Consider the following 22,632-nt stretch of genomic DNA (forward strand, 5'->3'; position numbering starts at 1 on the left):
CGGGTTAGGAGGCCTTCTGTGAATATTGTGAAAAATGAACTTTTATACGAAGGAAAAGCGAAAAAGATTTTTCTTACGAATGATGACGATATTTTGTTTGTCGAGTACAAGGATTCTGCAACGGCTTTTAACGGAGAAAAAAAGGCCGAAATCGACGGAAAAGGCCGCTTAAATAATGAAATTTCGAGCATGATTTTCACGAGGCTTCATGAGAAAGGGATTGGAAATCACTTCGTGAAGAGGGTTTCTGAAACCGAACAGCTTATCAAAAAAGTGAACATCATCCCGCTTGAAGTCGTCGTCCGCAATGTCGTTGCGGGGAGCATGTCCAAACGGCTCGGCATTCCTGAAGGCACTGAGCTGGGACATCCGCTCATCGAGTTTTACTATAAAGACGACTCGCTCGGCGACCCGCTGATCACAGAAGACCATATTTGGATTTTGCAAGCGGCTGAACCCGATCAGGTGGAAACCATCAAATCGATCACAAGACAGGTCAACGAAGAGCTGCAGCAGATTTTCGCGGCGATCGGTGTCAGATTGATAGATTTCAAGCTTGAGTTCGGGCTTGATGCAAACGGCTGCGTGCTGCTCGCCGATGAAATCTCGCCGGATACGTGCCGTCTGTGGGATAAAGAAACGAATGAAAAACTTGACAAAGACGTGTTCAGACGGAATTTAGGCGGATTGACTGATGCGTACGAAGAAATATTCAAAAGACTTGGAGGCATGTAAAATGTACAAAGTGAAAGTTTATGTCAGCTTGAAAGAAAGTGTCCTAGATCCTCAGGGGAGCGCTGTCCAGCATGCTTTGCACAGCATGTCTTACAAAGAAGTTCAGGAAGTCCGCATCGGCAAATACATGGAGCTTACAATCGAAAAATCAGACCGCGACCTTGACGTTTTGGTCAAAGAAATGTGCGAAAAGCTTCTGGCAAATACGGTGATTGAAGATTACAGATACGAAGTCGAGGAGGTTGTCGCACAGTGAAATTTGCGGTGATTGTGTTACCGGGCTCTAACTGCGATATCGACATGTTCCACGCCATCAAAGACGAACTCGGCGAAGAAGCGGAATACGTCTGGCACACGGACACAAGTCTTGAGGAGTATGACGGCGTTTTGATTCCAGGGGGCTTTTCGTACGGTGATTACTTAAGGTGCGGCGCGATCGCCCGCTTTGCAAACATCATGCCGGCCGTCAAAAAAGCAGCCGAAGAAGGAAAGCCTGTACTCGGCGTCTGCAACGGATTTCAAATCTTGCAGGAGCTCGGATTATTGCCGGGCGTGATGAGACGCAACAAAGACTTGAAATTTATCTGCCGCCCTGTCGAACTGATCGTCAAAAACAATGAAACCATGTTCACGTCTTCTTATGCTGCAGGCGAATCGATTACGATTCCGGTTGCCCACGGTGAAGGAAACTTCTATTGTGACGAAGACACGCTTGCCAGGCTGAAAGAAAACAACCAGATTGCGTTCACATATGGAACCAACATCAACGGAAGCGTCGCCGACATTGCAGGCGTCGTGAATGCAAAAGGCAATGTACTGGGCATGATGCCTCACCCTGAGCGCGCGGTCGACACTATGCTCGGAAGCGCCGACGGTCTCAAACTATTTCAGTCCATCGTGAAAAATTGGAGGGAAACTCATGTCGCTACTGCTTGAACCAAGTAAAGAACAAATTAAGGAAGAGAAACTTTATCAGCAAATGGGCGTCAGCGATGACGAGTTCGCCATGATCGAATCGATTCTCGGAAGGCTTCCAAACTATACGGAAATCGGGATTTTTTCGGTGATGTGGTCAGAGCATTGCAGCTACAAAAATTCGAAGCCGATCCTGCGGAAGTTCCCGACGAAAGGCGACCGCGTCCTTCAAGGTCCCGGGGAAGGCGCGGGGATCGTCGACATCGGCGACAATCAGGCGGTCGTGTTCAAAATCGAATCGCACAACCACCCGTCGGCGATTGAACCGTATCAAGGAGCTGCAACAGGCGTAGGCGGCATCATCCGCGATGTCTTTTCGATGGGTGCGCGGCCGATCGCAGTCTTAAACTCTCTTCGGTTCGGCGAACTCACTTCACCGCGCGTGAAGTACTTGTTTGAAGAAGTAGTCGCAGGCATTGCCGGATACGGCAACTGCATCGGAATCCCGACCGTCGGCGGCGAAGTGCAGTTTGACAGCTGCTATGAAGGCAACCCTCTCGTCAATGCAATGTGCGTCGGGCTGATCAACCATGAAGATATTAAAAAAGGGCAGGCGAAAGGCGTCGGCAACACCGTCATGTACGTCGGCGCGAAAACGGGGCGCGACGGCATCCACGGCGCAACGTTCGCATCAGAGGAAATGTCTGATGCTTCAGAAGAAAAGCGTTCAGCGGTTCAAGTCGGCGATCCTTTCATGGAGAAGCTTCTGCTTGAAGCGTGTCTTGAAGTGATCAAATCCGATGCCCTTGTCGGCATTCAGGATATGGGCGCGGCCGGTTTGACCAGTTCGAGCGCGGAGATGGCTTCAAAAGCCGGCTCCGGAATTGAAATGAACCTTGACTTGATCCCTCAGCGGGAAACGGGAATGACGCCTTACGAAATGATGCTTTCAGAGTCTCAGGAGCGGATGCTTTTAGTCATCGAGCGCGGCCGCGAACAGGAAATCATCGATATTTTTGACAAATACGATCTTGAAGCGGTTGCCGTCGGACGCGTAACAGATGACAAAATGCTGCGCCTGTTCCATAAAGGCGAAATCGTCGCCGAGCTTCCGGTCGATGCCCTTGCGGAAGATGCGCCTGTTTACCACAAGCCGTCTAAGGTTCCGGCGTATTACAAAGAATTCCTTGAAGCAGACGTCCCTGCACCAAAGGTGGATGATGCGAAAGAAACGCTTCTTAGTCTATTGCAGCAGCCGACGATCGCCAGCAAGGAATGGGTCTATGACCAATACGACTACATGGTGCGGACGAATACGGTAGTTGCGCCGGGCTCAGATGCGGGGGTTCTCAGAATCCGCGGTACGAAAAAAGCGCTCGCGATGACGACCGACTGCAATGCCCGCTATTTGTACCTCGATCCGGAAATCGGCGGAAAAATCGCCGTTGCCGAGGCTGCGCGCAACATCATTTGCTCCGGTGCAGAGCCGCTTGCGGTCACCGATAACCTGAACTTCGGAAATCCGGAAAAGCCGGAGATTTTCTGGCAGATTGAAAAGGCGGCCGACGGCATCAGCGAGGCATGCAGCGTACTGGGCACCCCGGTTATCGGCGGAAACGTATCCCTTTACAACGAATCGAACGGAAACGCGATCTATCCGACGCCTGTCATCGGTATGGTCGGGCTGATCGAAGATACGAAACACATTACGACGCAGCAATTTAAAGCAGCGGGGGATTTGATCTATGTGATCGGAGAGACGCTTCCTGAATTTGCGGGCAGCGAGCTGCAAAAGCTGACAGAAGGAAAAATCTACGGAAAAGCGCCGGCGATCGATCTTGAAGTCGAAGAGTCAAGGCAAAAAGCCCTTCTTCAAGCGATCCGCTCCGGTTTGGTCCAATCGGCGCACGATGTGTCAGAAGGCGGTCTCGGTGTTGCGCTGGCAGAAAGTGCAATGTCTGCTGAAGGACTTGGCGCCAATGTGACGCTTCCGGGCGAACCGGCATTATTATTCAGCGAAACACAATCACGGTTTATCGTTTCTGTGAAAAAAGAGGATCGGGAAGCGTTCGAAAAGCTTGTCAAAGACGCCAACCTTATCGGTGAAGTAACATCGGACAACATGCTTACGGTTCAAAGCGAGGAAGGAAAACAATGGATTCATGCGCAGACAGAAGAGCTGAAAAGCGCATGGAAAGGAGCTATCCCATGCTTGCTGAAATCAAAGGCTTAAACGAAGAATGCGGCGTATTTGGGATTTGGGGGCATGAAGAAGCACCGCAAATTACGTATTACGGCCTCCACAGCCTGCAGCACAGGGGGCAGGAAGGCGCCGGCATCGTGGCGACAGACGGCCAACACATGTCCGCCCACAAAGGCCAGGGGCTGATTACGGAAGTTTTCCAAAACGGCGAGCTCGAAAAAGTGAAAGGAAAAGGGGCGATCGGCCACGTCCGCTATGCTACGGCTGGCGGCGGCGGCTTCGAAAACGTCCAGCCGTTCCTTTTCCATTCGCAAAACAACGGCAGCCTGGCGCTTGCGCACAACGGAAACTTGGTGAACGCAACCCAGCTGAAACAGCAGCTTGAAAACCAGGGCAGCATTTTTCAAACGTCTTCTGATACGGAAGTGCTCGCACATTTAATTAAGCGAAGCGGCCATTTCGAGTTGAAAGATCAGATCAAAAATGCTCTTTCCATGCTGAAAGGCGCTTATGCTTTCCTGATCATGACGGAAAAGGAAATGATCGTGGCGCTTGACCCGAACGGACTGAGACCGCTATCTGTCGCAATGCTCGGCGACGCGTATGTTGTCGCTTCTGAAACATGTGCGTTTGATGTGGTCGGCGCGACATATTTGCGCGATGTAGAACCGGGCGAGATGCTGATCATCAATGATGAAGGCATGAACTCAGAGCGGTTCTCCATCAACATCAACCGCTCGATCTGCAGCATGGAGTACATTTATTTCTCAAGACCTGACAGCAATATTAACGGCATTAACGTCCACAGCGCGAGAAAGAATCTCGGCAAAAAGCTCGCCGAGGAATCAGGCATTGAAGCAGATGTGGTGACAGGCGTTCCGGACTCAAGCATTTCAGCGGCGATCGGCTATGCCGAAGCGACGGGAATTCCTTACGAACTCGGATTGATCAAAAACCGCTATGTCGGCAGAACGTTCATTCAGCCGTCGCAGTCGCTCAGGGAGCAAGGCGTCAGGATGAAGCTGTCAGCCGTCCGCGGAGTCGTTGAAGGCAAGCGCGTCGTCATGGTGGACGATTCCATTGTAAGAGGCACGACGAGCCGCAGGATTGTGACGATGCTGCGCGAAGCCGGAGCGACGGAAGTGCACGTCAGAATCAGTTCTCCGCCTATTGCCCATCCGTGCTTTTACGGAATTGACACATCGACGCACGAAGAACTGATCGCTTCCTCTCATTCAGTGGAAGAAATCCGTCAGGAAATCGGCGCCGATACATTGTCATTCTTGAGCATTGAAGGGCTCCTTTCCGGGATCGGAAGACAGTATGAAGGCGAAAACCGCGGCCAGTGCATGGCCTGCTTTACAGGAAAATACCCGACCGAGATTTATCAAGATACTGTTCTTCCTCACGTGAAAGAAGCCGTTTTAACAAAATAAACCAGCCGGCGCGCTTGAAGCGCCTGGCCTGCTGAAATGAATAAAGGGCAGCAGAAGCGATGCGGCTGCTCTTTTGATTTTGAATATCACGAATGGACAAGCGCGGAATAAGGAGTGATTGTGTTGTCTGAAAGCTATAAAAACGCCGGGGTTGATATTGAAGCCGGATATGAAGCCGTAAAACGGATGAAAAAACATGTGGAAAGAACGAAGCGAATCGGCGCAATGGGCGGTCTTGGCGGGTTTGGCGGCATGTTTGACCTGTCCGAACTGCCGTACAAACAGCCGGTTCTGATTTCGGGAACGGACGGTGTCGGCACAAAGCTAAAGCTCGCTTTTGCGATGGACAAGCATGACACGATCGGTATCGATGCCGTCGCTATGTGTGTCAATGATGTGCTCGCTCAAGGAGCGGAGCCGCTTTTCTTCCTCGATTACCTTGCGGTCGGAAAAGCCGATCCCGTCAAAATTGAAGAGATTGTAAAAGGCGTCGCTGAAGGCTGCGTACAGTCGGGATCAGCGCTTGTCGGCGGAGAAACGGCGGAAATGCCTGGTCTTTATACAGAGAATGAATACGATATTGCCGGGTTCTCGGTCGGAGCTGCTGAAAAAGATGGCATCGTCACGGGCGAAAACATCGGCGAAGGACATCTCTTAATCGGACTTTCTTCAAGCGGACTTCACAGCAACGGCTTCTCTCTCGTTCGGAAAGTTCTTCTTGAAGATGCCGGTCTGAATCTTGATGAGACGTATACACCTTTTGAACGGCCTCTTGGCGAAGAGCTTTTAGAGCCGACGAAAATTTATGTCAAACCTGTCCTTGAAGCGGTGAAATCAGGCAAAATCGCCGGCATGGCGCACGTGACCGGCGGCGGCTTTATCGAAAACCTGCCGCGCATGATGCCTGATGGCCTTGGAGTTGAAATCGACATCGGCTCATGGCCCGTCCCTCCTATCTTTCCGTTCATTCAGGAGAAAGGCGGCCTCAAATCCGAGGAAATGTTCAATGTTTTCAATATGGGAATCGGCTTTGTCCTTGCGGTAAAAGAAAAGGATATGACAGACGTGATTCAAACGCTCGAAAACAAAGGTGAAAAAGCCTATCTTATCGGCAGAGTGAAAGCCGGAAGCGGCGTTGTGTTTGGCGGTGCCGGTCTTTCATGAGAAAATTCGCGGTATTTGCATCTGGAAGCGGAACGAATTTTGAAGCGATCGAGAGAAGAATGAGAGAAGAGAACTGGGATGCCGAAATCGTCCTTGTCGTCTGTGACAAGCCCGATGCGAAAGTGCTTGATAGGGCGGAAAGAGCCGGAATCCCGTCGTTTGCATTCCAGCCGAAATCATTCGAAAATAAAGCGGCTTTTGAACAGGTGATCGTTGAACAGCTCCGCCTCCACGAAGCGGAATGGATTGTCCTGGCGGGGTATATGAGGCTGATCGGCGATACGCTTCTTTCGGCTTACCGGAATAAAATCATCAACATCCATCCGTCGCTCCTGCCGGCGTTCCCCGGCATCGACGCGATCGGACAAGCGTACAGAGCAGGCGTGAAAGTGGCAGGCATCACGGTTCACTATGTTGACGAAGGCATGGATACCGGTCCGATTATCGCCCAGCGCGCCGTTGAGCTTGAAAAAAACGAAACACTCGCGTCTCTCGAAGAAAAGATACACAAATTGGAGCATGAGCTTTATCCCGAAGTAATCAAAGAGCTTCTTGAACTAAATGGCAGAGGTGAGAAGGAATGACGATCAAACGCGCATTAATCAGCGTATCTGATAAAACGAACATTGTCCCTTTTGTAAAAGAATTGACAGAGCTTGGCGTTGAAGTGATTTCAACAGGCGGCACAAGCAAACTTCTTCAGGAAAACGGAGTTGACGTCATCGGCATTTCTGAAGTGACAGGCTTTCCCGAAATCATGGACGGCCGTCTGAAAACCCTTCATCCGAATATTCACGGCGGGCTTCTTGCCGTACGCGGCAACGAAAAACACATGGCGCAGCTGAATGAGCAGGGTATCCAGCCGATCGACCTTGTCGTTGTCAACCTTTATCCGTTTAAAGAAACGATTTCAAAGGAAGGCGTCACATACGAAGAAGCGATTGAAAACATCGATATCGGCGGACCGGGCATGCTTCGCGCCGCCGCGAAAAACCATCAGGATGTCGTCGTCATCGTCGACCCTCAAGACTACGAGCCGGTGCTGAACGAAATCAAAGAAGCTGGCGGGGTATCCCTTGAGAAAAAACGCGGCCTTGCGGCAAAAGTATTCCGCCACACGGCAGCTTATGACGCGTTGATCGCTGACTACTTAACAAACGTAACCGGTGAAAAAGAGCCTGAACAGTTCACCGTCACGTTTGAGAAAAAACAATCGCTCCGCTACGGCGAAAATCCGCATCAGGAAGCAGTCTTTTATCAAAGCGCGCTCCCTGTCAAAGGGTCAATCGCTTCAGCTGAACAGCTGCACGGAAAAGAGCTCTCCTACAACAACATCAAAGACGCGGATGCGGCACTTCAAATCGTCCGCGAGTTCACAGAGCCGGCTGCGGTTGCCGTCAAGCACATGAACCCTTGCGGCGTCGGGACGGGCAACACGATCGAAGAGGCGTTTAACAAAGCATACGCCGCTGACGAAACGTCGATTTTCGGCGGCATCATCGCGCTCAACCGTGAAGTTGACAAAGCGACTGCCGAAGCTCTTCACCAGATCTTTTTGGAAATCATTATCGCACCGGCATTCAGCCAAGAAGCGCTTGATATTTTAACATCCAAGAAAAACCTTCGTCTCTTGACGCTTGATGTCAATCAGCCTGTGAAAAACGAAAAGCAGCTGACATCTGTTCAAGGCGGGCTTTTGATTCAGGATCTGGATATGCACGGCTTTGACGACGCTGACATTACGATACCTACGAAAAGGGAGCCGACCGAACAGGAATGGGCAGACCTGAAACTCGCTTGGAAAGTCGTGAAGCACGTCAAATCGAATGCGATTGTCCTGGCAAAAGACGATATGACGATCGGCGTCGGCGCCGGGCAAATGAACCGTGTCGGCTCCGCGAAAATCGCAATTGAGCAAGCCGGCGGGAAAGCGAAAGGAAGCGCGCTCGGATCAGATGCCTTCTTCCCGATGCCTGATACAGTCGAAGAAGCGGCTAAAGCCGGTGTGACGGCGATCATTCAGCCGGGCGGCTCAGTTCGTGATGAAGATTCGATTAAAAAAGCGGATGAATACGGCATCGCGATGGTGTTCACCGGAATCCGCCATTTCAAACATTAAGGGAGTGACCAGCGTGAACGTATTGATTATCGGCAGAGGCGGCAGGGAGCACACACTGGCCTGGAAAGCGGCGCAAAGCCCTCTTGTCAGCACTGTATATGCAGCGCCCGGCAATGACGGAATGGCCGGGACCGCCGTACTCGTTGATCTTGACGAAGGCAATCACGAGGGGTTTCTCGCTTTCGCAAAGGAAAACAATATCGGACTGACGATCGTCGGCCCTGAGGTCCCCTTAATCGAAGGGCTTGTTGATGCATTTGAAGAAGCGGGCCTTCCGGTGTTCGGACCTTCGAAAAAAGCAGCTGTAATTGAAGGCAGCAAGCAGTTTGCCAAAGATCTCATGAAAAAATATCAGATTCCGACAGCAGAATACGAAACGTTTACATCTTTTGAAAATGCAAAGGCGTATGTCGAGGAAAAAGGCGCTCCGATCGTCATCAAAGCGGACGGCCTCGCCGCCGGAAAAGGCGTCACAGTCGCGATGACAGCCGAAGAGGCGATTCAGTGTCTGCATGACTTTTTAGAAGATGAAAAGTTCGGCGAAGCAAGCGCGTCTGTCGTCATCGAGGAATTTTTGAGCGGTGAAGAATTTTCGCTGATGGCTTTTGTCAAAGGTGAGAAAGTGTATCCGATGGTAATCGCGCAGGACCATAAGCGCGCTTTTGACGGAGACAAAGGCCCGAATACAGGGGGGATGGGCGCCTATTCTCCTGTTCCGCAGATTTCCGGTGCGGTTGTCGAAGACGCCGTTAAAACGATTTTGGAGCCCGCCGCCAAGGCGATGGTCAACGAAGGACGTTCGTTTACGGGCATTTTATATGCCGGCTTAATGCTGACCGAAAAAGGAACAAAAGTGATCGAATTCAATGCCAGATTCGGTGATCCGGAGACACAGGTCGTCCTCCCGCGCCTTGAATCAGACCTTGTGCAAGTGATGCTTGACCTCCTCGCGGACAAAGAAGTGGAGCTCAAGTGGAAGGATACGGCGGCAGTCACCGTTGTTCTTGCATCTGAAGGCTATCCGGAAAGCTATGAAAAAGGCACGCCGATCGGCGCGCTTGAGCCTGACATGGAACAGACCGTCGTCTTTCACGCAGGCACGAAAAAAAGCGGCGATCAGTTTGTGACGAACGGCGGCCGCGTCGCCAATGTCACAGCGTTTGCAGAGACGTTTGATGCGGCAAGGGAAGCAGCCTATCAAGCGGTGGAACGAGTAAGAAAACCGGGGCTGTTTTACCGGACGGATATCGGCGCGCGTGCGCTCAAGGCAGCGCAGAAATAACGATGGAGAGACAGAGCGGAGCATCCGTTTTGTCTCTTTTTTTGCAGTCAATTTTTTTGGATCATCTTGATCATCGATTCAGCCATCAATTCGGGCGGAAAAGGCATGCCGTTTTCAAGCCACCATGCGGCTGTCCCCGCAAAGGCGGAAATCACAAACCGCCGCTGGATATCAAGAGGCACTGAGCGGTCAGTATCAGCAGCTGCCGTTTTTTTGATTCCCGTCAAAAAGCTGTCATTCCAAAAATCATTGAGCAGCTCCTTAATGTTCAGCTCATATCTTCGATTGATGATAATCGCAAAATCACCGCAGTTCTGTTGCAAATGCTGATAAAAGCGCAGCACATACCAGTACGCTTCAGGCTTTTCCCCGCTGCAATCTATATCAAGCGGCGAAAAGATATCCTCTTTCATCGCTTCAAACATGTCTCTCATATTTTGATGAAGCAAATCGTACTTATCTTGATAATGCTGATAAAATGTCGTTCGGTTCAAGTTTGCCCGTTGCGTAATATCCTGCACAGAGATTTTTCCCCATTCTTTTTCAGCAAGCAGTTCAAACAAGGCTTTTTTTAAGTTTGTTTTCGATTTTGTGATCCGCTTGTCCCCTCGGTAGCTGTCAGCCACTTCAGCCGCCTCCTCAAAACACTTTTTCGACACTTCTTTTCCATTTGTTGGTTGAATAGTCAGGTGGAATCTTTTAATTTAAAACTAACATATTAAACTTCATGAATCAGCTGACAAGCAACCGAAGGAGTGAAAGCGAATGAGTCAAACAAAACAGCAGAACCCCATTCAGAAAGCGCTGATTAACGGAAAGAACAGACAAGACCCGTATGATCCGTTTCCATGGTATGAAAAAATGCGCACCGAATCACCGATTCATTATGATGAAGACAGCAAAGTGTGGAGTGTGTTCCGTTATAATGATGTCAAAAGAGTGATCAGCGACAAAGACTTTTTTTCAAATCAATTCCCTCAGATTGGAACTGGCAATACGTTTGCGAAAACGATGATCAGCATGGATCCGCCGAAACATACGAGAATCAGATCGATCGTCAACAGGGCTTTTACACCGCGCGTCATGAAAGAGTGGGAGCCGCGCATTCGCGAACTGACGAATGAACTGCTCACTGATGTCCGCGGCAGGGAAGAGATCGACCTTGTACAGGATTTTTCATATCCGTTGCCCGTCATTGTCATTTCGGAATTGCTCGGCGTTCCTTCAGTGTATAAGCATCATTTCAAAGAATGGTCCGACCTGTTGGTCAGCCTGCCGAAGAGCGATCGGCCGGAAGATGTGAACGAGTGGAAAAACATCAGGGATCAAGGCGAAGAAGAACTGACCGCATTTTTTGAAAAGATGATTGAAGAGAAAAGACAAAACCTCGGCAATGACCTGATTTCGCTTTTGATCAAAGCAGAACAAGAAGGGGACAAGCTTTCTCCAGATGAATTGGTTCCGTTTTGCAATCTGCTCTTGATGGCGGGGAATGAAACGACGACGAATTTGGTTTCAAATGCGGTCTACAGCATTCTCGAAACACCGGGTGCATATGACGAGCTCGCCGGGCATCCTGAACTGATTCCGCAGGCCGTCGAGGAAGCCGTCCGTTTCCGGGCGCCCGCACCGATGATCGTGCGCTTCGTTAAACAGGATACCGAAATCAGAGGAGTGAGCTTGAAAAAAGGAGAAGGTGTGGTCGCTTTCCTTGCATCCGCCAACCGTGATGAAGCGAAATTTGAGAGGGCGCACGAATTTGATATTCACCGCCATCCGAACCCGCATATCGGATTTGGGCACGGCATCCACTTCTGCTTGGGCGCCCCGCTCGCGAGGCTGGAAGCGGCGATCGCTCTTGAGGCGCTCCTCAAGCAGTATTCCTCGATGGAAAAGCTTGCGATCGTGCCGATGGCCGACAGCAGCATGTATGGCTTGAAACATTTTCGTCTGCGGGTGAAGTCAGCAGGGAAAACGGCGCCATACTCATTTTAAAAGCACCTGAAATGGTGCTTTTTTGTTGTCGGTGGAAAAACCGCCCAACCTTTAGCAACATTTTTTTAAGGCAGTGATAGGGAAGGAGAAAGCATATGAGCCATGTAACCTGCAAAAGGTGTAAAAAACAAATATCAAAAGACGAGACATTTTTTACATGGACAAACCCGTCGGATATCACCCATGTCAAAAGGTTTTTGGAGAGCAACGGCTTGATTTTATGTGAAGACTGTACAAGAGAGCATTTGCAAAAATGACGCTATTCAATGTAAAAAAGCACCCAAAAGGTGCTTTTTATGATTGTTCGCCAGTCTCTCCCTGCTGTTTCATATACGTTTGGCAGACATACGTCATGGGACAAAATCGTAAAATGCCGGAAGCGGTTTTGAGCGCACCCATAAACATGCAGAAAAGCGTCATTCTGCACCACGGCTTTCTCGTAAACTTGGCGGCTGCGGCGGATAAAATCGTAAGACCGCAGGCGATGCGAAATACGGCGTCAAACAGTCCGATGTTTTGTTTCATGATGATTCCTCCGATTTAAATAATTAAATAATTGTGTTTTCGAAAAATTGTAACGGATTGGTAATGCGTGACAATAGTAAATGTGTTAACATAGGGTCATTACATGTAAAGGAGAGTATGTGAATGTTCGAACGCACCTTAAATTGGAAAAACAAAGACATCAGATCGCAAGTTGATGTTGTAAGTTCAAGGCTGCTCCCAACGCTCCTTTTACGAAATGCAAACGTATTGAACCCTTATTTAAAGCAATGGATCTCTGCAAACGTATGGATTCATCGTGACAGAATCGTTTATGTCGGCCGCGATCTTCCGAAAACGGCTGTTAAAACTACCATAGATTGTGAAGGAAAATACATTGTACCCGGGTATATTGAGCCGCATGCCCATCCTTTTCAAATTTATAATCCCCAAACATTGGCCGAATATGTGTCACAGTTTGGAACGACGACATTCGTCAATGACAACTTGTTCCTGCTTTTGCATTGCGGAAAAAAGAAAGCGTTTTCTATTTTGGAGGAGCTGAAAAAACAGCCTGTTCACTACTATTGGTGGTCAAGGTATGATTTGCAGACAGAGGTGCCTGACGAAGACCGGATTCTTTCGATCGACTACCGGAAGCACTGGGGCGAGCACCCTGACGTGATTCAGGGCGGAGAAATGACGGGCTGGCCGCGCCTTTTGGACGGAGATGACTTAATCCTGCACTGCATGCAATGCACGAAAAGAAGGCGGAAACGGATCGAAGGCCATTTTCCGGGCGCATCAGAGAAAACGCTCACAAAAATGAAGCTTTTCGGCGCTGATGCCGATCATGAAGCCATGACGGGAAAGGAAGTATTAAAGCGGCTTGAGCTGGGCTATTATGCCGGATTAAGGCATTCTTCGATACGCCCTGATCTCAGAACGATCCTGCGCGACCTTCACGAAGAGGGATTCCGCCATTACGACCACTTGTTCTACACGACTGACGGCGCAACGCCGAATTTTTATAAGGAAGGCATGACAAACAAGCTCATTTCAATCGCTCTTGAAGAGGGCGTTCCGGCGATCGACGCATATAATATGGCCTCTTTCAATATTGCGAAATACTATCAGCTTGAAGATCTTCTCGGCGTCGTCGCACCGGGCAGATATGCGACATTGAACATATTGGAAAGCCCTGAAAATCCGGCTCCGGTAACGGTGCTTGCGAAAGGCCGGATCTTGAAATCTGACGGGGCGGACATGGAGCTGTTTGGAGAGACGGACTGGAAAAAAGGCGGTCTTGTCCCTCTGAACCTTTCATATGATCTAACGATGGATGATTTGCAGTTTTCCATGCCGCTCGGATTGAAGATGAGGAATGCCGTCATCATGGAGCCTTATACGATTGAGATTGACAACTCCGTCAACCAGCTCTCATTTGATCATGATGAAAGCTATCTCGCCCTGTTCGACAAAAACGGCAGATGGCGGGTCAATACGATGCTGAAAGGCTTTGCCACACGCGTGCAGGGGTTTGTCAGCTCATATTCGACGACGGGAGACATTATTGCAATCGGGAAAAATAAAGATGACATGCTGCTGGCTTTTGAGCGAATGAAGGAAATCGGCGGAGGCATCGTATTAGCCGAAAACGGAAAAATCCTCCACGAAATTCCTCTTCATTTAAGCGGCGGGGCGTCAAAAGAGGCGTTTCAGAAGGTGCTTGAACGGGAAAGCGCGCTGAAAGACCTCCTTTTTGAAAGAGGATACATGTTCAGCGATCCTGTCTATACCCTGCTGTTTCTCCAAAGCACCCATCTGCCCTACATCAGGGTGACGCCGAAAGGGATCTTTGATGTCATGAAAAAAACTGTACTCTTTCCATCGATAATGCGTTAAAATATAAAAGAGCGGGAGCTAATGTATGATCAATCGATATGTGAGGGTACTGCTGTCTATAGCCTGTGCCGCAATGCTGATGTCATGCGGGATAAGCAATGAGCAGAATGTGCAGAATACCTATCCGCTGACGGGAATGAAAGCGGATGGAGAGATTCGCAAGCGGCCGCTCGCCGTTGTGGTGAACAATCATCCAAAGGCAAGGCCGCAGTCGGGGTTAAGCAAGGCAGACATCGTGATTGAGAGTTTGAGCGAAGGACCGATTACAAGATTTTTGGCGATTTTTCAAAGCGAAATGCCTGAAACCGCAGGTCCCGTCAGAAGCGCCAGAGAGTATTTCATTGATCTGGCTCTCGGTTTTGACGGCATACTGGTGCATCACGGCTGGAGTCCGGGTGCAAGAAACCGGCTTGAAAGCGGTGCGGCGGATCATATCAACGGAATGGATTATGACGGCAGTCTGTTTTGGAGAGCGGACTTCCGGGAGGCGCCCCATAACTCGTATACTTCATTTGAAAATATTAAAAAAGCAGCCGCTGACAAAGGATATTCCATGAAAGCCGCTCCAGAACCTTATACGTTTAAAAAAGCCCGTCCAACATCAGGGACGCCTTACCGCATCCGGTTAGATTACGGGACAAAAAACGTTACAAACCAAGTAGATTTTGGTTATGATAAAAAGGTTGACGGTTATATGAGAATGTCAGACGGCATGCTGACAACAGACCTTGAAACTGAAGAACCGATCATTCTTCAAAATATACTAATAGTGGAAGCCGAACATCGCATCAAAGATGCCTACGGGAGAAGGGATATCGACCTGCGTTCAGGCGGACAAGGGCTGCTTCTGCAGAACGGGGAAGTCCATCAAGTCGATTGGAAAAACGAAGAAGGCCGGCTTGTGCCGGTAAAGGACGGAAAAACCGTTCCTTTCGTTCCGGGAAAAACGTGGATCAACATCATTCCCGATCTCAGCAAGGTTTCTATTAGCAAAGGAGAAGGTGTGTAACGATGCAGATCGATAAATTGCGCGGGAGAGAGCTCGACCAGCTTTTTCAATCCATCCTATCATTGAGAGATCTCGAAGAATGCTACCGTTTTTTCGATGATCTGTGTACGATAAATGAAATACAATCGCTGGCTCAGCGGCTCGAAGTCGCCAGAATGCTCCGCGACGGCAACACGTACCACAAAATTGAAACGGAAACCGGAGCGAGCACGGCGACCATTTCCAGGGTGAAACGCTGCCTGAATTACGGAAATGACGCCTATATTATGGCGCTGGACCGTGTAAAAGAAGAATCAGAATGATCTTTCAAACCGCCTGGCCCCTTTAGCCCGGCGGTTTTTTATGTCCAAAATTTCCACTCTTACTTTCTTCGTTATCCGTTTTTCCAACAGGGGTGAATTTGTTATAATATTTAAATGGCAAGAACGATTGGAGGAGCTTTTTTTATGTACGATATTACCGAGTGGAAGCACGTCTTTAAACTCGATCCAAATAAAGAGATAACAGATGAACAGCTCGAGCAGCTGTGCGAATCGGGAACGGATGCGATTCTGATCGGCGGTAGCGACAACATCACAGAGGATGATGTGCTCCGGCTGATGTCGAAAGTGCGTCGTTTTTTAGTGCCGTGCGTCCTTGAAGTATCCGCGATTGATGCGATCGTGCCGGGATTTGACCTCTATTTTATCCCGACCGTACTGAACAGCAAAAACCCCGACTGGATCGTCGGCCTACATAAAGAAGCGATGAAAGAATACGGCGAGCTGATGTCTCCTGAAGAGATCATCGTCGAAGGCTACTGCATTTTAAACCCGGACTGCAAGGCGGCGGCTTTGACAGACGCCGATGCAGAGATTGGACTGGAAGACATCAAAGCCTATGCGCGGCTGGCTGAAAAGCTCTTTTCGATGCCGGTCTTTTATCTGGAATACAGCGGAATGCTCGGGGATGCCGAGACGGTGAAGGAAGCGAAGGCCGTTCTGACCGATACGGTTTTATTTTACGGCGGCGGCATTTCAGATCCCGAAACAGCGGCAAAAATGGCCGAATACGCAGACGTCGTCGTTGTCGGGAACGCGGTTTACGAAGTTTTCGGACAAGCGCTGAAAACGGTGGATGCGGTAAAAAAATAAGCGGAACAAACCGGATTGGTTTATAATAGAACATATGTTTGAAGAGGCGGTGAACGGATTGAATTATATTAGCGACCAATTATTGAATGGATTAAATAACGTACAGCAGGAAGCGGTCAAAACAACGGAAGGGCCGCTTTTGATCATGGCCGGCGCGGGAAGCGGAAAAACGCGGGTTTTGACCCATCGGATCGCGTATTTGATGGCGGAAAAGCGCGTCGCTCCGTGGAACATTCTGGCGATCACGTTTACGAACAAAGCGGCGAGAGAGATGAAAGACCGCGTGGAAAGCATTCTCGGACCAGGTGCGGATGACATTTGGATTTCGACTTTCCACAGCATGTGCGTGAGAATTTTGCGGAGGGACATCGACCGGATCGGGATCAACCGCAATTTCTCGATTCTTGATACGTCAGATCAGCTTTCTGTCATTAAAGGAATCTTGAAGGAAAGAAACATCGATCCGAAAAAGTTTGACCCGCGGAGCATTCTCGGCTCCATCAGCGGCGCGAAAAACGAACTGATCGATCCTGAGGAATACGAGAAAACGGCAGGCGGCTTTTTTGAGCAGGTTGTCAGCGACGTCTACAAAGATTATCAGAAAAAACTGCGGAAAAACCAGTCCCTCGATTTTGACGACTTGATCATGACGACGATCCGTCTGTTTGAGAGGGTGCCTGAGGTGCTAGAATACTATCAGCGCAAATTTCAATACATTCATGTCGATGAGTATCAGGATACGAACAGGGCGCAGTATCTGCTCGTCAAAAAAATGGCGCAGCGCTTCCAAAACATCTGCGTCGTCGGGGACTCGGACCAGTCGATCTACAGATGGCGCGGAGCGGACATCGCCAACATCCTGTCCTTTGAAAAAGACTACCCGAACGCAAGCGTCATTTTGCTGGAGCAAAACTACAGATCGACGAAGCGGATCTTGAACGCAGCCAACGAAGTGATCAAAAACAACTCGAACAGAAAACCGAAAAACCTGTGGACGGAAAATGACGAAGGGGCGAAGATCTCCTATTTCAGGGGGGACAACGAATTTGGCGAAGGGCAGTTTGTAGCCGGGAAAATCAGGGAGCTCGTCCAATCCGGCAAGCGCTCCTACTCCGATATCGCGATTTTATACCGGACAAACGCCCAGTCCCGCGTCATTGAGGAAACGCTGATGAAAGCGAACATCAATTACAACATCGTCGGCGGCACAAAGTTCTATGACCGGAAGGAAATTAAAGACATCCTCGCCTACCTGCGGCTTGTCGCTAATCCGGATGACGATATCAGCTTTGCGAGAATCGTCAATGTGCCGAAGCGCGGCGTCGGTGCGACTTCCGTCGATAAAATCGCCGCATACGCGGACATGAACGGGCTGTCTCTGTTTGAAGCGCTCGGACAGGTCGACTTTATCGGCCTCAGCGCGAAAGCGGCCAACGCCCTTGACGACTTCAGACAGATGATCGAAAACTTGACGAATATGCAGGAATACTTATCCGTCACAGAACTGACAGAGGAAATCCTTGAAAAAACCGAATACCGCGACATGCTGAAGGCGGAAAAAACGCTCGAAGCCCAGAGCCGGTTAGAGAATATCGACGAGTTTTTGTCCGTGACGAAAAACTTTGAACAGCAAAGCGAAGATAAGTCGCTCGTCGCCTTTTTGACGGACCTTGCGCTCATCGCCGATATCGATCAGCTTGATCAGCAGGAAGAGGAATCCGGTAATAAAGATGCCGTCATCTTGATGACGCTTCACGCTGCCAAAGGACTCGAATTTCCGGTCGTCTTTCTGATGGGGCTTGAAGAAGGGGTCTTCCCGCACAGCCGTTCCCTGATGGAGGAAGCGGAAATGGAAGAGGAGCGGAGGCTCGCTTATGTCGGCATTACGCGGGCTGAGGAAGAGCTCTATTTAACGAACGCGCGGATGAGAACGCTGTTCGGCAGAACGAATATTAACCCGGAATCGCGATTCATCGCGGAAATACCGGAAGAATTATTGGACAATCTAAACGAGAAGAAGAATACGGCGTCTCCGTTCGGACGAAAACCGGAGCGTAAAGCGCCTGTCACCCGTCCGGCGACGGCTTACACGAAAACGGGCGGCGACGGAATCGAATGGGCCGTCGGAGACAAAGCCTCTCATAAAAAATGGGGCACAGGCACGGTCGTCAGCGTGAAAGGGGCAGGTGAATCGACTGAGCTTGACATCGCCTTTCCGAGTCCGATCGGAGTGAAACGTCTGCTCGCGGCCTTTGCGCCAATTGAAAAGCAATAATGGCAAAAGACCTCAGGATGAAAGGACGAAATCGATGGAAAAAGAAGCAGCTAAACGACGTGTGGAACAACTGCATGCATTGATCAACAAATACAACTACGAATATCACACGCTTGACGATCCGAGTGTGCCGGATTCCGAATATGACAAACTGATGAAGGAGCTCATTTCGATTGAAGAAGAGCACCCGGATCTGAAAACGCCTGATTCGCCTTCACAGCGCGTCGGCGGGGCTGTTTTGGACGCTTTTCAAAAGGTGCAGCACAAAACGCCCATGCTGAGTCTCGGCAATGCGTTTAATGAAGAGGATCTGCGCGACTTTGACCGAAGGGTCCGCCAGTCGGTCGGAGACGTCGAGTACAACGTCGAGCTCAAAATCGACGGTCTTGCTGTTTCGCTTCGTTATGAGAACGGGGTATTTGTCAGAGGCGCGACAAGGGGAGACGGAACGACGGGCGAAGATATTACCGAAAACTTGAAGACGATCAGAAACATCCCTCTTAAAATGAAGCGCCCCCTGTCGATTGAGGTGCGCGGGGAGGCTTATATGCCGAAGCGCTCCTTTGAACTGCTGAACGAAGCGCGGCTTGAGCGGGGGGAAGAGCCGTTTGCGAACCCGCGGAATGCGGCCGCCGGCTCATTGAGACAGCTTGACCCGAAAATTGCCGCGAAACGAAACCTCGATATTTTCGTCTACAGTATAGCGGAGCTTGACGAAATGGGCGTCGAAACGCAAAGCCAGGGTCTTGATTTTCTTGATGAACTCGGCTTTAAAACGAATCATGAACGTAAAAAATGCAGCACAATCGAAGAGGTAATCGAGATCGTTGACGAGCTGAAAACAAAGCGGGCCGATCTTCCGTATGAAATCGACGGCATCGTCATTAAAGTCGATTCCCTCGATCAGCAGGAAGAGCTCGGATTTACGGCGAAAAGCCCGCGCTGGGCGATTGCCTACAAGTTTCCGGCCGAAGAGGTCGTGACAAAGCTTTTGGACATCGAATTAAGCGTCGGCCGCACCGGCGTTGTAACGCCGACGGCGATCCTTGAGCCCGTAAAAGTGGCGGGAACGACGGTCCAAAGGGCTTCCCTTCATAACGAAGATTTAATTAAGGAGAAGGATATCCGGCTGTATGACAAAGTCGTCATCAAAAAAGCGGGAGACATCATCCCCGAGGTTGTCAATGTGCTCGTTGAACAGCGGACAGGCGAAGAAAAGGAATTCAGCATGCCTGACGAATGCCCTGAATGCGGAAGCGAACTCGTCAGAATCGAAGGAGAAGTCGCGCTGCGCTGCATCAATCCGGAATGTCCGGCCCAGATCAGGGAAGGGCTGATTCACTTCGTCTCCCGCAATGCGATGAATATTGAAGGGCTTGGAGAGCGCGTCATCACCCAGCTGTTCCGCGAGGATTTGGTCAAGAATGTCGCCGATCTTTACAAGCTGACGCGGGAGCAGCTCATCAACCTCGAACGAATGGGAGAAAAATCGACCGACAACCTGCTTCAGTCGATCAAAAAATCGAAGGAAAACTCGCTGGAGCGGCTTCTTTTCGGCCTCGGCATCCGCTTTATCGGCGAGAAAGCGGCGAAAACGCTCGCCATGCACTTTGAGACGATTGACCGCCTCAAAACGGCATCAAAAGAAGAATTGCTGGAAGTCGATGAAATCGGCGAAAAGATGGCTGATGCGATCGTCACCTATTTTGAAAAAGAAGAGATGCTCAAGCTTTTGGATGAGCTTAAACAGCTCGGCGTGAACACCGTGTATACAGGCCCGAAAAAAGTAAAAGCCGAAGACAGCGACTCCTACTTTGCGGGGAAAACGATCGTGCTGACCGGAAAGCTCAGCGAAATGTCGCGTAACGACGCGAAAGCGGAAATCGAAGCGCTCGGGGGAAAAATCACAGGCAGCGTAAGCAAAAAAACCGATCTTGTCATTGCCGGCGAAGCGGCGGGCAGCAAACTGGCCAAAGCTGAAGAGCTTAACATCGAAGTATGGGATGAAGCAAGATTGATCAGAGAGCTAAAGAAATAAGAGGAGTGTTTTCTATTGAAAAAAGCATTGATTTTGGCGGCTGCTGCGGGGATGCTGATGCTCTCAGCCTGTGCGCCGTCGAATTTTAAGGGAGAAGAGGAGCAGGAGATGGTGCAAAAGACGAAAAAGTCGAAAGAAAAAGCCATCGTTCCGAAATACAACATCTCTGATTCGTATTATAAAATGGTTCTTCCTTTTAAAGCCGGAAAGGCGCGCGGATTGACGACCGAACAGATGAACACGAGGCTTGACATCGATGAATTCGAAACGGGCATGATGCGCCTCGCCCAAGACTCTTTCTCAACGAAAGACTACCTTTTTCAGGAAGGGCAGTATTTGGATGAAGATACGGTCTCTAGCTGGCTGGCCCGCAAAAAAACGGGAAGCGACCTGAAAAAAGCGGAGAAAAAGGATAAGGATTTTAAAAACCTCGGGCTGAATCCGGCTCTTTCCGGCAGCGGATCTGCCGAAAAACAAAACGAGGAAAGCCCGATTTATCTGGCTCATATGCTTGAACACGATTATCTCGTCAGAAAAGACAAGGATACGATCGAGCTTGGCGGAGTTGTGATCGGCCTGGCGCTTAACTCGGTTTACTATTACCGCGAAAATGTCGGCGATCCACAAAAAGAAGTGACGATCAGCACCAAGAAACTGAAGCAAGAGGGCGAAAAGATCGCACAGGAAGTGGCAAAACGCATCCGGAACATGAAGGATCTCAAAAACATTCCGCTCACGATCGTCCTGTACAAGCAGGCGCCGAAATCGTCGATCGTGCCCGGAAACTTTATCGCCAAAACCGAAGTGAAAGCAGGCACAAGCGATATCTCGGGCTGGGATAATATCAATGAAGAATACACATTCTTCCCGTCAACGGAAGGAACAGAAAAGCATCCGGACGATGCGGAGCTGTTCAACCGCTTTAAAAATAAAATCGAAACATACTTTCCAAACTACACAGGCGTCGTCGGAACGGCTTTGTATAAAGACGACCAAATGCAGGAAATGAAAATCAACATTCCGATGCAGTTCTACGGCAAAAGCGAAGTCATTGCATTTACGCAATTTCTGACCGGGGAAGTGATGGATTATTACGGCAAAAGCGAGCTGAACGTCGAGATCAACATTACGTCATCAGACGGCCAGGAAGCCCTCATCCTCAAAAAGCCAGGAGCCAAAGAACCGACCGTTCATATTTATGATTCATAAAAAAGAAGCAGCTATTCGGCTGCTTCTTTTTTACATCGTATCGCACTTCACCCCGACGACTCCGTCAATCGACTTAATATCGTAATACACATCTGTCACATACCGCTTCCTGTGAACCCTCACTTTCGTCTCCATCACCGCAAACTCTTTTTCAGGCATGTCATCGATCCGGACGGAGTGGATGCGGATATGCTTCGCTTTCATTTCCTTGAGAATGTCCGTCATTTTGTCCTTGTCGGACAATGACATGCGGACGCGGATTTCTTTCTCCTGCAGGCGGTTCGGGCCGATTTTGCCGACGACCCACGGCAAAAATTCGACGCTTATTAAAATAAATGCGAGACTGATAAATGCTTCCTTATAAAAGCCTGCACCTATGGCGACGCCGAGACCCGCCGCTCCCCAGATCATTGCTGAGGTGGTGAGCCCGGAAATGACGTCATTGCTTTTGCGCAAAATTACGCCGGCTCCGATAAAGCCGATCCCGGAAATGATTTGTGCAGGCAGACGCAAAGGATCCATCATGATCCTGTTTGACCTTGGAAAATGATAGGCCGCGTCAATGCTGATCATCGTCAACACGCATGAACTGATGGCGATGACAATGCACGTTTTCAAGCCGAGCGGCTTATTTTTCAATTCCCTTTCAAGGCCGATGACCATCCCGACCAATGTCGCGATTCCAAGCTTCATCAGCGTATCCATATCGATGTGCCAATCCATGCGCATGT

General features: G+C 49.7%; 20 protein-coding genes. 17 read left to right on the top strand and 3 right to left on the bottom strand.

The window, feature by feature from the left end:
• The first annotated feature begins 18 nt into the window (after nucleotides 1-18).
• The 9 genes from purC (at nucleotide 19) to purD (ending at nucleotide 9,854) form a co-directional block, all read left to right on the top strand.
• The gene (gene purC / locus NSQ39_RS04080) at nucleotides 19-735 is read left to right on the top strand and encodes a phosphoribosylaminoimidazolesuccinocarboxamide synthase (protein WP_046130446.1); all 717 of its coding nucleotides are present in this window, start codon (nucleotides 19-21) and stop codon (nucleotides 733-735) included.
• A gap of 1 nt (nucleotide 736) precedes the next feature.
• Complete coding sequence (purS, locus tag NSQ39_RS04085; RefSeq protein WP_046130445.1) at nucleotides 737-991, top strand: phosphoribosylformylglycinamidine synthase subunit PurS; 255 nt, start codon at nucleotides 737-739, stop codon at nucleotides 989-991.
• A complete protein-coding gene (purQ, locus tag NSQ39_RS04090) occupies nucleotides 988-1,671 on the top strand; it encodes a phosphoribosylformylglycinamidine synthase subunit PurQ (RefSeq protein WP_175075871.1) in 684 nt (227 codons plus the stop codon). The genes purS and purQ overlap by 4 nt, the downstream gene beginning before the upstream one ends.
• Nucleotides 1,655-3,883 carry a phosphoribosylformylglycinamidine synthase subunit PurL gene (gene purL, locus NSQ39_RS04095; RefSeq protein WP_175075872.1) on the top strand — a complete coding sequence of 743 codons (2,229 nt, stop codon included), beginning with the start codon at nucleotides 1,655-1,657 and terminating at the stop codon, nucleotides 3,881-3,883. Before purQ ends, purL begins: the two co-directional genes overlap by 17 nt.
• On the top strand, nucleotides 3,859-5,289 hold the full coding sequence (purF, locus tag NSQ39_RS04100; protein ID WP_046130442.1) for an amidophosphoribosyltransferase: 1,431 nt from the start codon (nucleotides 3,859-3,861) through the stop codon (nucleotides 5,287-5,289). The genes purL and purF overlap by 25 nt, the downstream gene beginning before the upstream one ends.
• 123 nt (nucleotides 5,290-5,412) lie before the next feature.
• Entirely contained in the window at nucleotides 5,413-6,453 is a 1,041-nt protein-coding gene (purM, locus tag NSQ39_RS04105) for a phosphoribosylformylglycinamidine cyclo-ligase (protein ID WP_046130441.1), read from the top strand.
• Complete coding sequence (gene purN, locus NSQ39_RS04110; RefSeq protein ID WP_175075873.1) at nucleotides 6,450-7,037, top strand: phosphoribosylglycinamide formyltransferase; 588 nt, start codon at nucleotides 6,450-6,452, stop codon at nucleotides 7,035-7,037. The genes purM and purN overlap by 4 nt, the downstream gene beginning before the upstream one ends.
• Nucleotides 7,034-8,572, top strand: coding sequence for a bifunctional phosphoribosylaminoimidazolecarboxamide formyltransferase/IMP cyclohydrolase (purH, locus tag NSQ39_RS04115; RefSeq protein ID WP_046130439.1), 1,539 nt, complete (start codon nucleotides 7,034-7,036; stop codon nucleotides 8,570-8,572). The genes purN and purH overlap by 4 nt, the downstream gene beginning before the upstream one ends.
• 13 nt (nucleotides 8,573-8,585) lie before the next feature.
• Nucleotides 8,586-9,854: a phosphoribosylamine--glycine ligase gene (gene purD, locus NSQ39_RS04120; protein ID WP_175075874.1), complete on the top strand. Its 1,269-nt coding sequence runs from the start codon at nucleotides 8,586-8,588 to the stop codon at nucleotides 9,852-9,854.
• Between the two features lie 47 nt (nucleotides 9,855-9,901).
• On the opposite strand, the gene NSQ39_RS04125 is transcribed toward purD, so the two are convergent.
• A complete protein-coding gene (locus NSQ39_RS04125) occupies nucleotides 9,902-10,480 on the bottom strand; it encodes a TetR/AcrR family transcriptional regulator (RefSeq protein WP_046130437.1) in 579 nt (192 codons plus the stop codon).
• Nucleotides 10,481-10,619: 139 nt separating this feature from the next.
• Between NSQ39_RS04125 and NSQ39_RS04130 the strand changes: the two genes are divergently transcribed.
• Entirely contained in the window at nucleotides 10,620-11,849 is a 1,230-nt protein-coding gene (locus NSQ39_RS04130) for a cytochrome P450 (RefSeq protein WP_175075875.1), read from the top strand.
• Between the two features lie 294 nt (nucleotides 11,850-12,143).
• On the opposite strand, the gene NSQ39_RS04135 is transcribed toward NSQ39_RS04130, so the two are convergent.
• On the bottom strand, nucleotides 12,144-12,374 hold the full coding sequence (locus NSQ39_RS04135) for a YgaP family membrane protein (protein ID WP_046130435.1): 231 nt from the start codon (nucleotides 12,372-12,374) through the stop codon (nucleotides 12,144-12,146).
• Nucleotides 12,375-12,497: 123 nt separating this feature from the next.
• On the opposite strand from NSQ39_RS04135, the gene NSQ39_RS04140 reads away from it, so the two are divergent.
• The 7 genes from NSQ39_RS04140 (at nucleotide 12,498) to NSQ39_RS04170 (ending at nucleotide 21,901) form a co-directional block, all read left to right on the top strand.
• Entirely contained in the window at nucleotides 12,498-14,237 is a 1,740-nt protein-coding gene (locus NSQ39_RS04140; protein ID WP_046130434.1) for an adenine deaminase C-terminal domain-containing protein, read from the top strand.
• A gap of 73 nt (nucleotides 14,238-14,310) precedes the next feature.
• The gene (locus NSQ39_RS04145; protein WP_231947475.1) at nucleotides 14,311-15,246 is read left to right on the top strand and encodes a DUF3048 domain-containing protein; all 936 of its coding nucleotides are present in this window, start codon (nucleotides 14,311-14,313) and stop codon (nucleotides 15,244-15,246) included.
• Nucleotides 15,247-15,248: 2 nt separating this feature from the next.
• Nucleotides 15,249-15,548 (top strand): YerC/YecD family TrpR-related protein, encoded by a 300-nt coding sequence (locus NSQ39_RS04150; RefSeq protein WP_046130432.1) that lies wholly within the window; start codon nucleotides 15,249-15,251, stop codon nucleotides 15,546-15,548.
• Nucleotides 15,549-15,692: 144 nt separating this feature from the next.
• On the top strand, nucleotides 15,693-16,379 hold the full coding sequence (locus NSQ39_RS04155) for a heptaprenylglyceryl phosphate synthase (protein WP_175075876.1): 687 nt from the start codon (nucleotides 15,693-15,695) through the stop codon (nucleotides 16,377-16,379).
• A gap of 58 nt (nucleotides 16,380-16,437) precedes the next feature.
• On the top strand, nucleotides 16,438-18,654 hold the full coding sequence (gene pcrA / locus NSQ39_RS04160) for a DNA helicase PcrA (protein ID WP_175075877.1): 2,217 nt from the start codon (nucleotides 16,438-16,440) through the stop codon (nucleotides 18,652-18,654).
• A 34-nt stretch (nucleotides 18,655-18,688) separates the two neighbouring features.
• Nucleotides 18,689-20,692, top strand: coding sequence for an NAD-dependent DNA ligase LigA (ligA, locus tag NSQ39_RS04165; RefSeq protein WP_046130488.1), 2,004 nt, complete (start codon nucleotides 18,689-18,691; stop codon nucleotides 20,690-20,692).
• A 15-nt stretch (nucleotides 20,693-20,707) separates the two neighbouring features.
• On the top strand, nucleotides 20,708-21,901 hold the full coding sequence (locus NSQ39_RS04170; RefSeq protein ID WP_046130430.1) for a CamS family sex pheromone protein: 1,194 nt from the start codon (nucleotides 20,708-20,710) through the stop codon (nucleotides 21,899-21,901).
• 30 nt (nucleotides 21,902-21,931) lie between these two features.
• Here NSQ39_RS04170 and NSQ39_RS04175 read toward each other — a convergent pair whose 3' ends face one another.
• Complete coding sequence (locus NSQ39_RS04175) at nucleotides 21,932-22,630, bottom strand: MgtC/SapB family protein (protein WP_096892051.1); 699 nt, start codon at nucleotides 22,628-22,630, stop codon at nucleotides 21,932-21,934.
• Between the last annotated feature and the right edge of the window lie 2 nt (nucleotides 22,631-22,632).

This window comes from Bacillus sp. FSL W8-0848, assembly GCF_038007805.1.
GTDB lineage: Bacteria > Bacillota > Bacilli > Bacillales > Bacillaceae > Bacillus > Bacillus glycinifermentans.

Coding starts and splice junctions, on each gene's coding strand:
- ligA (WP_046130488.1), top strand. CDS start 18,689: ATGGAAAAAGAAGCAGCTAAACGACGTGTGGAACAACTGCATGCATTG.
- purH (WP_046130439.1), top strand. CDS start 7,034: ATGACGATCAAACGCGCATTAATCAGCGTATCTGATAAAACGAACATT.
- NSQ39_RS04145 (WP_231947475.1), top strand. CDS start 14,311: ATGCTGATGTCATGCGGGATAAGCAATGAGCAGAATGTGCAGAATACC.
- NSQ39_RS04140 (WP_046130434.1), top strand. CDS start 12,498: ATGTTCGAACGCACCTTAAATTGGAAAAACAAAGACATCAGATCGCAA.
- purN (WP_175075873.1), top strand. CDS start 6,450: ATGAGAAAATTCGCGGTATTTGCATCTGGAAGCGGAACGAATTTTGAA.
- NSQ39_RS04155 (WP_175075876.1), top strand. CDS start 15,693: ATGTACGATATTACCGAGTGGAAGCACGTCTTTAAACTCGATCCAAAT.
- purL (WP_175075872.1), top strand. CDS start 1,655: ATGTCGCTACTGCTTGAACCAAGTAAAGAACAAATTAAGGAAGAGAAA.
- purS (WP_046130445.1), top strand. CDS start 737: ATGTACAAAGTGAAAGTTTATGTCAGCTTGAAAGAAAGTGTCCTAGAT.
- NSQ39_RS04135 (WP_046130435.1), bottom strand. CDS start 12,374: ATGAAACAAAACATCGGACTGTTTGACGCCGTATTTCGCATCGCCTGC.
- NSQ39_RS04150 (WP_046130432.1), top strand. CDS start 15,249: ATGCAGATCGATAAATTGCGCGGGAGAGAGCTCGACCAGCTTTTTCAA.
- NSQ39_RS04175 (WP_096892051.1), bottom strand. CDS start 22,630: ATGCGCATGGATTGGCACATCGATATGGATACGCTGATGAAGCTTGGA.
- purF (WP_046130442.1), top strand. CDS start 3,859: ATGCTTGCTGAAATCAAAGGCTTAAACGAAGAATGCGGCGTATTTGGG.
- NSQ39_RS04130 (WP_175075875.1), top strand. CDS start 10,620: ATGAGTCAAACAAAACAGCAGAACCCCATTCAGAAAGCGCTGATTAAC.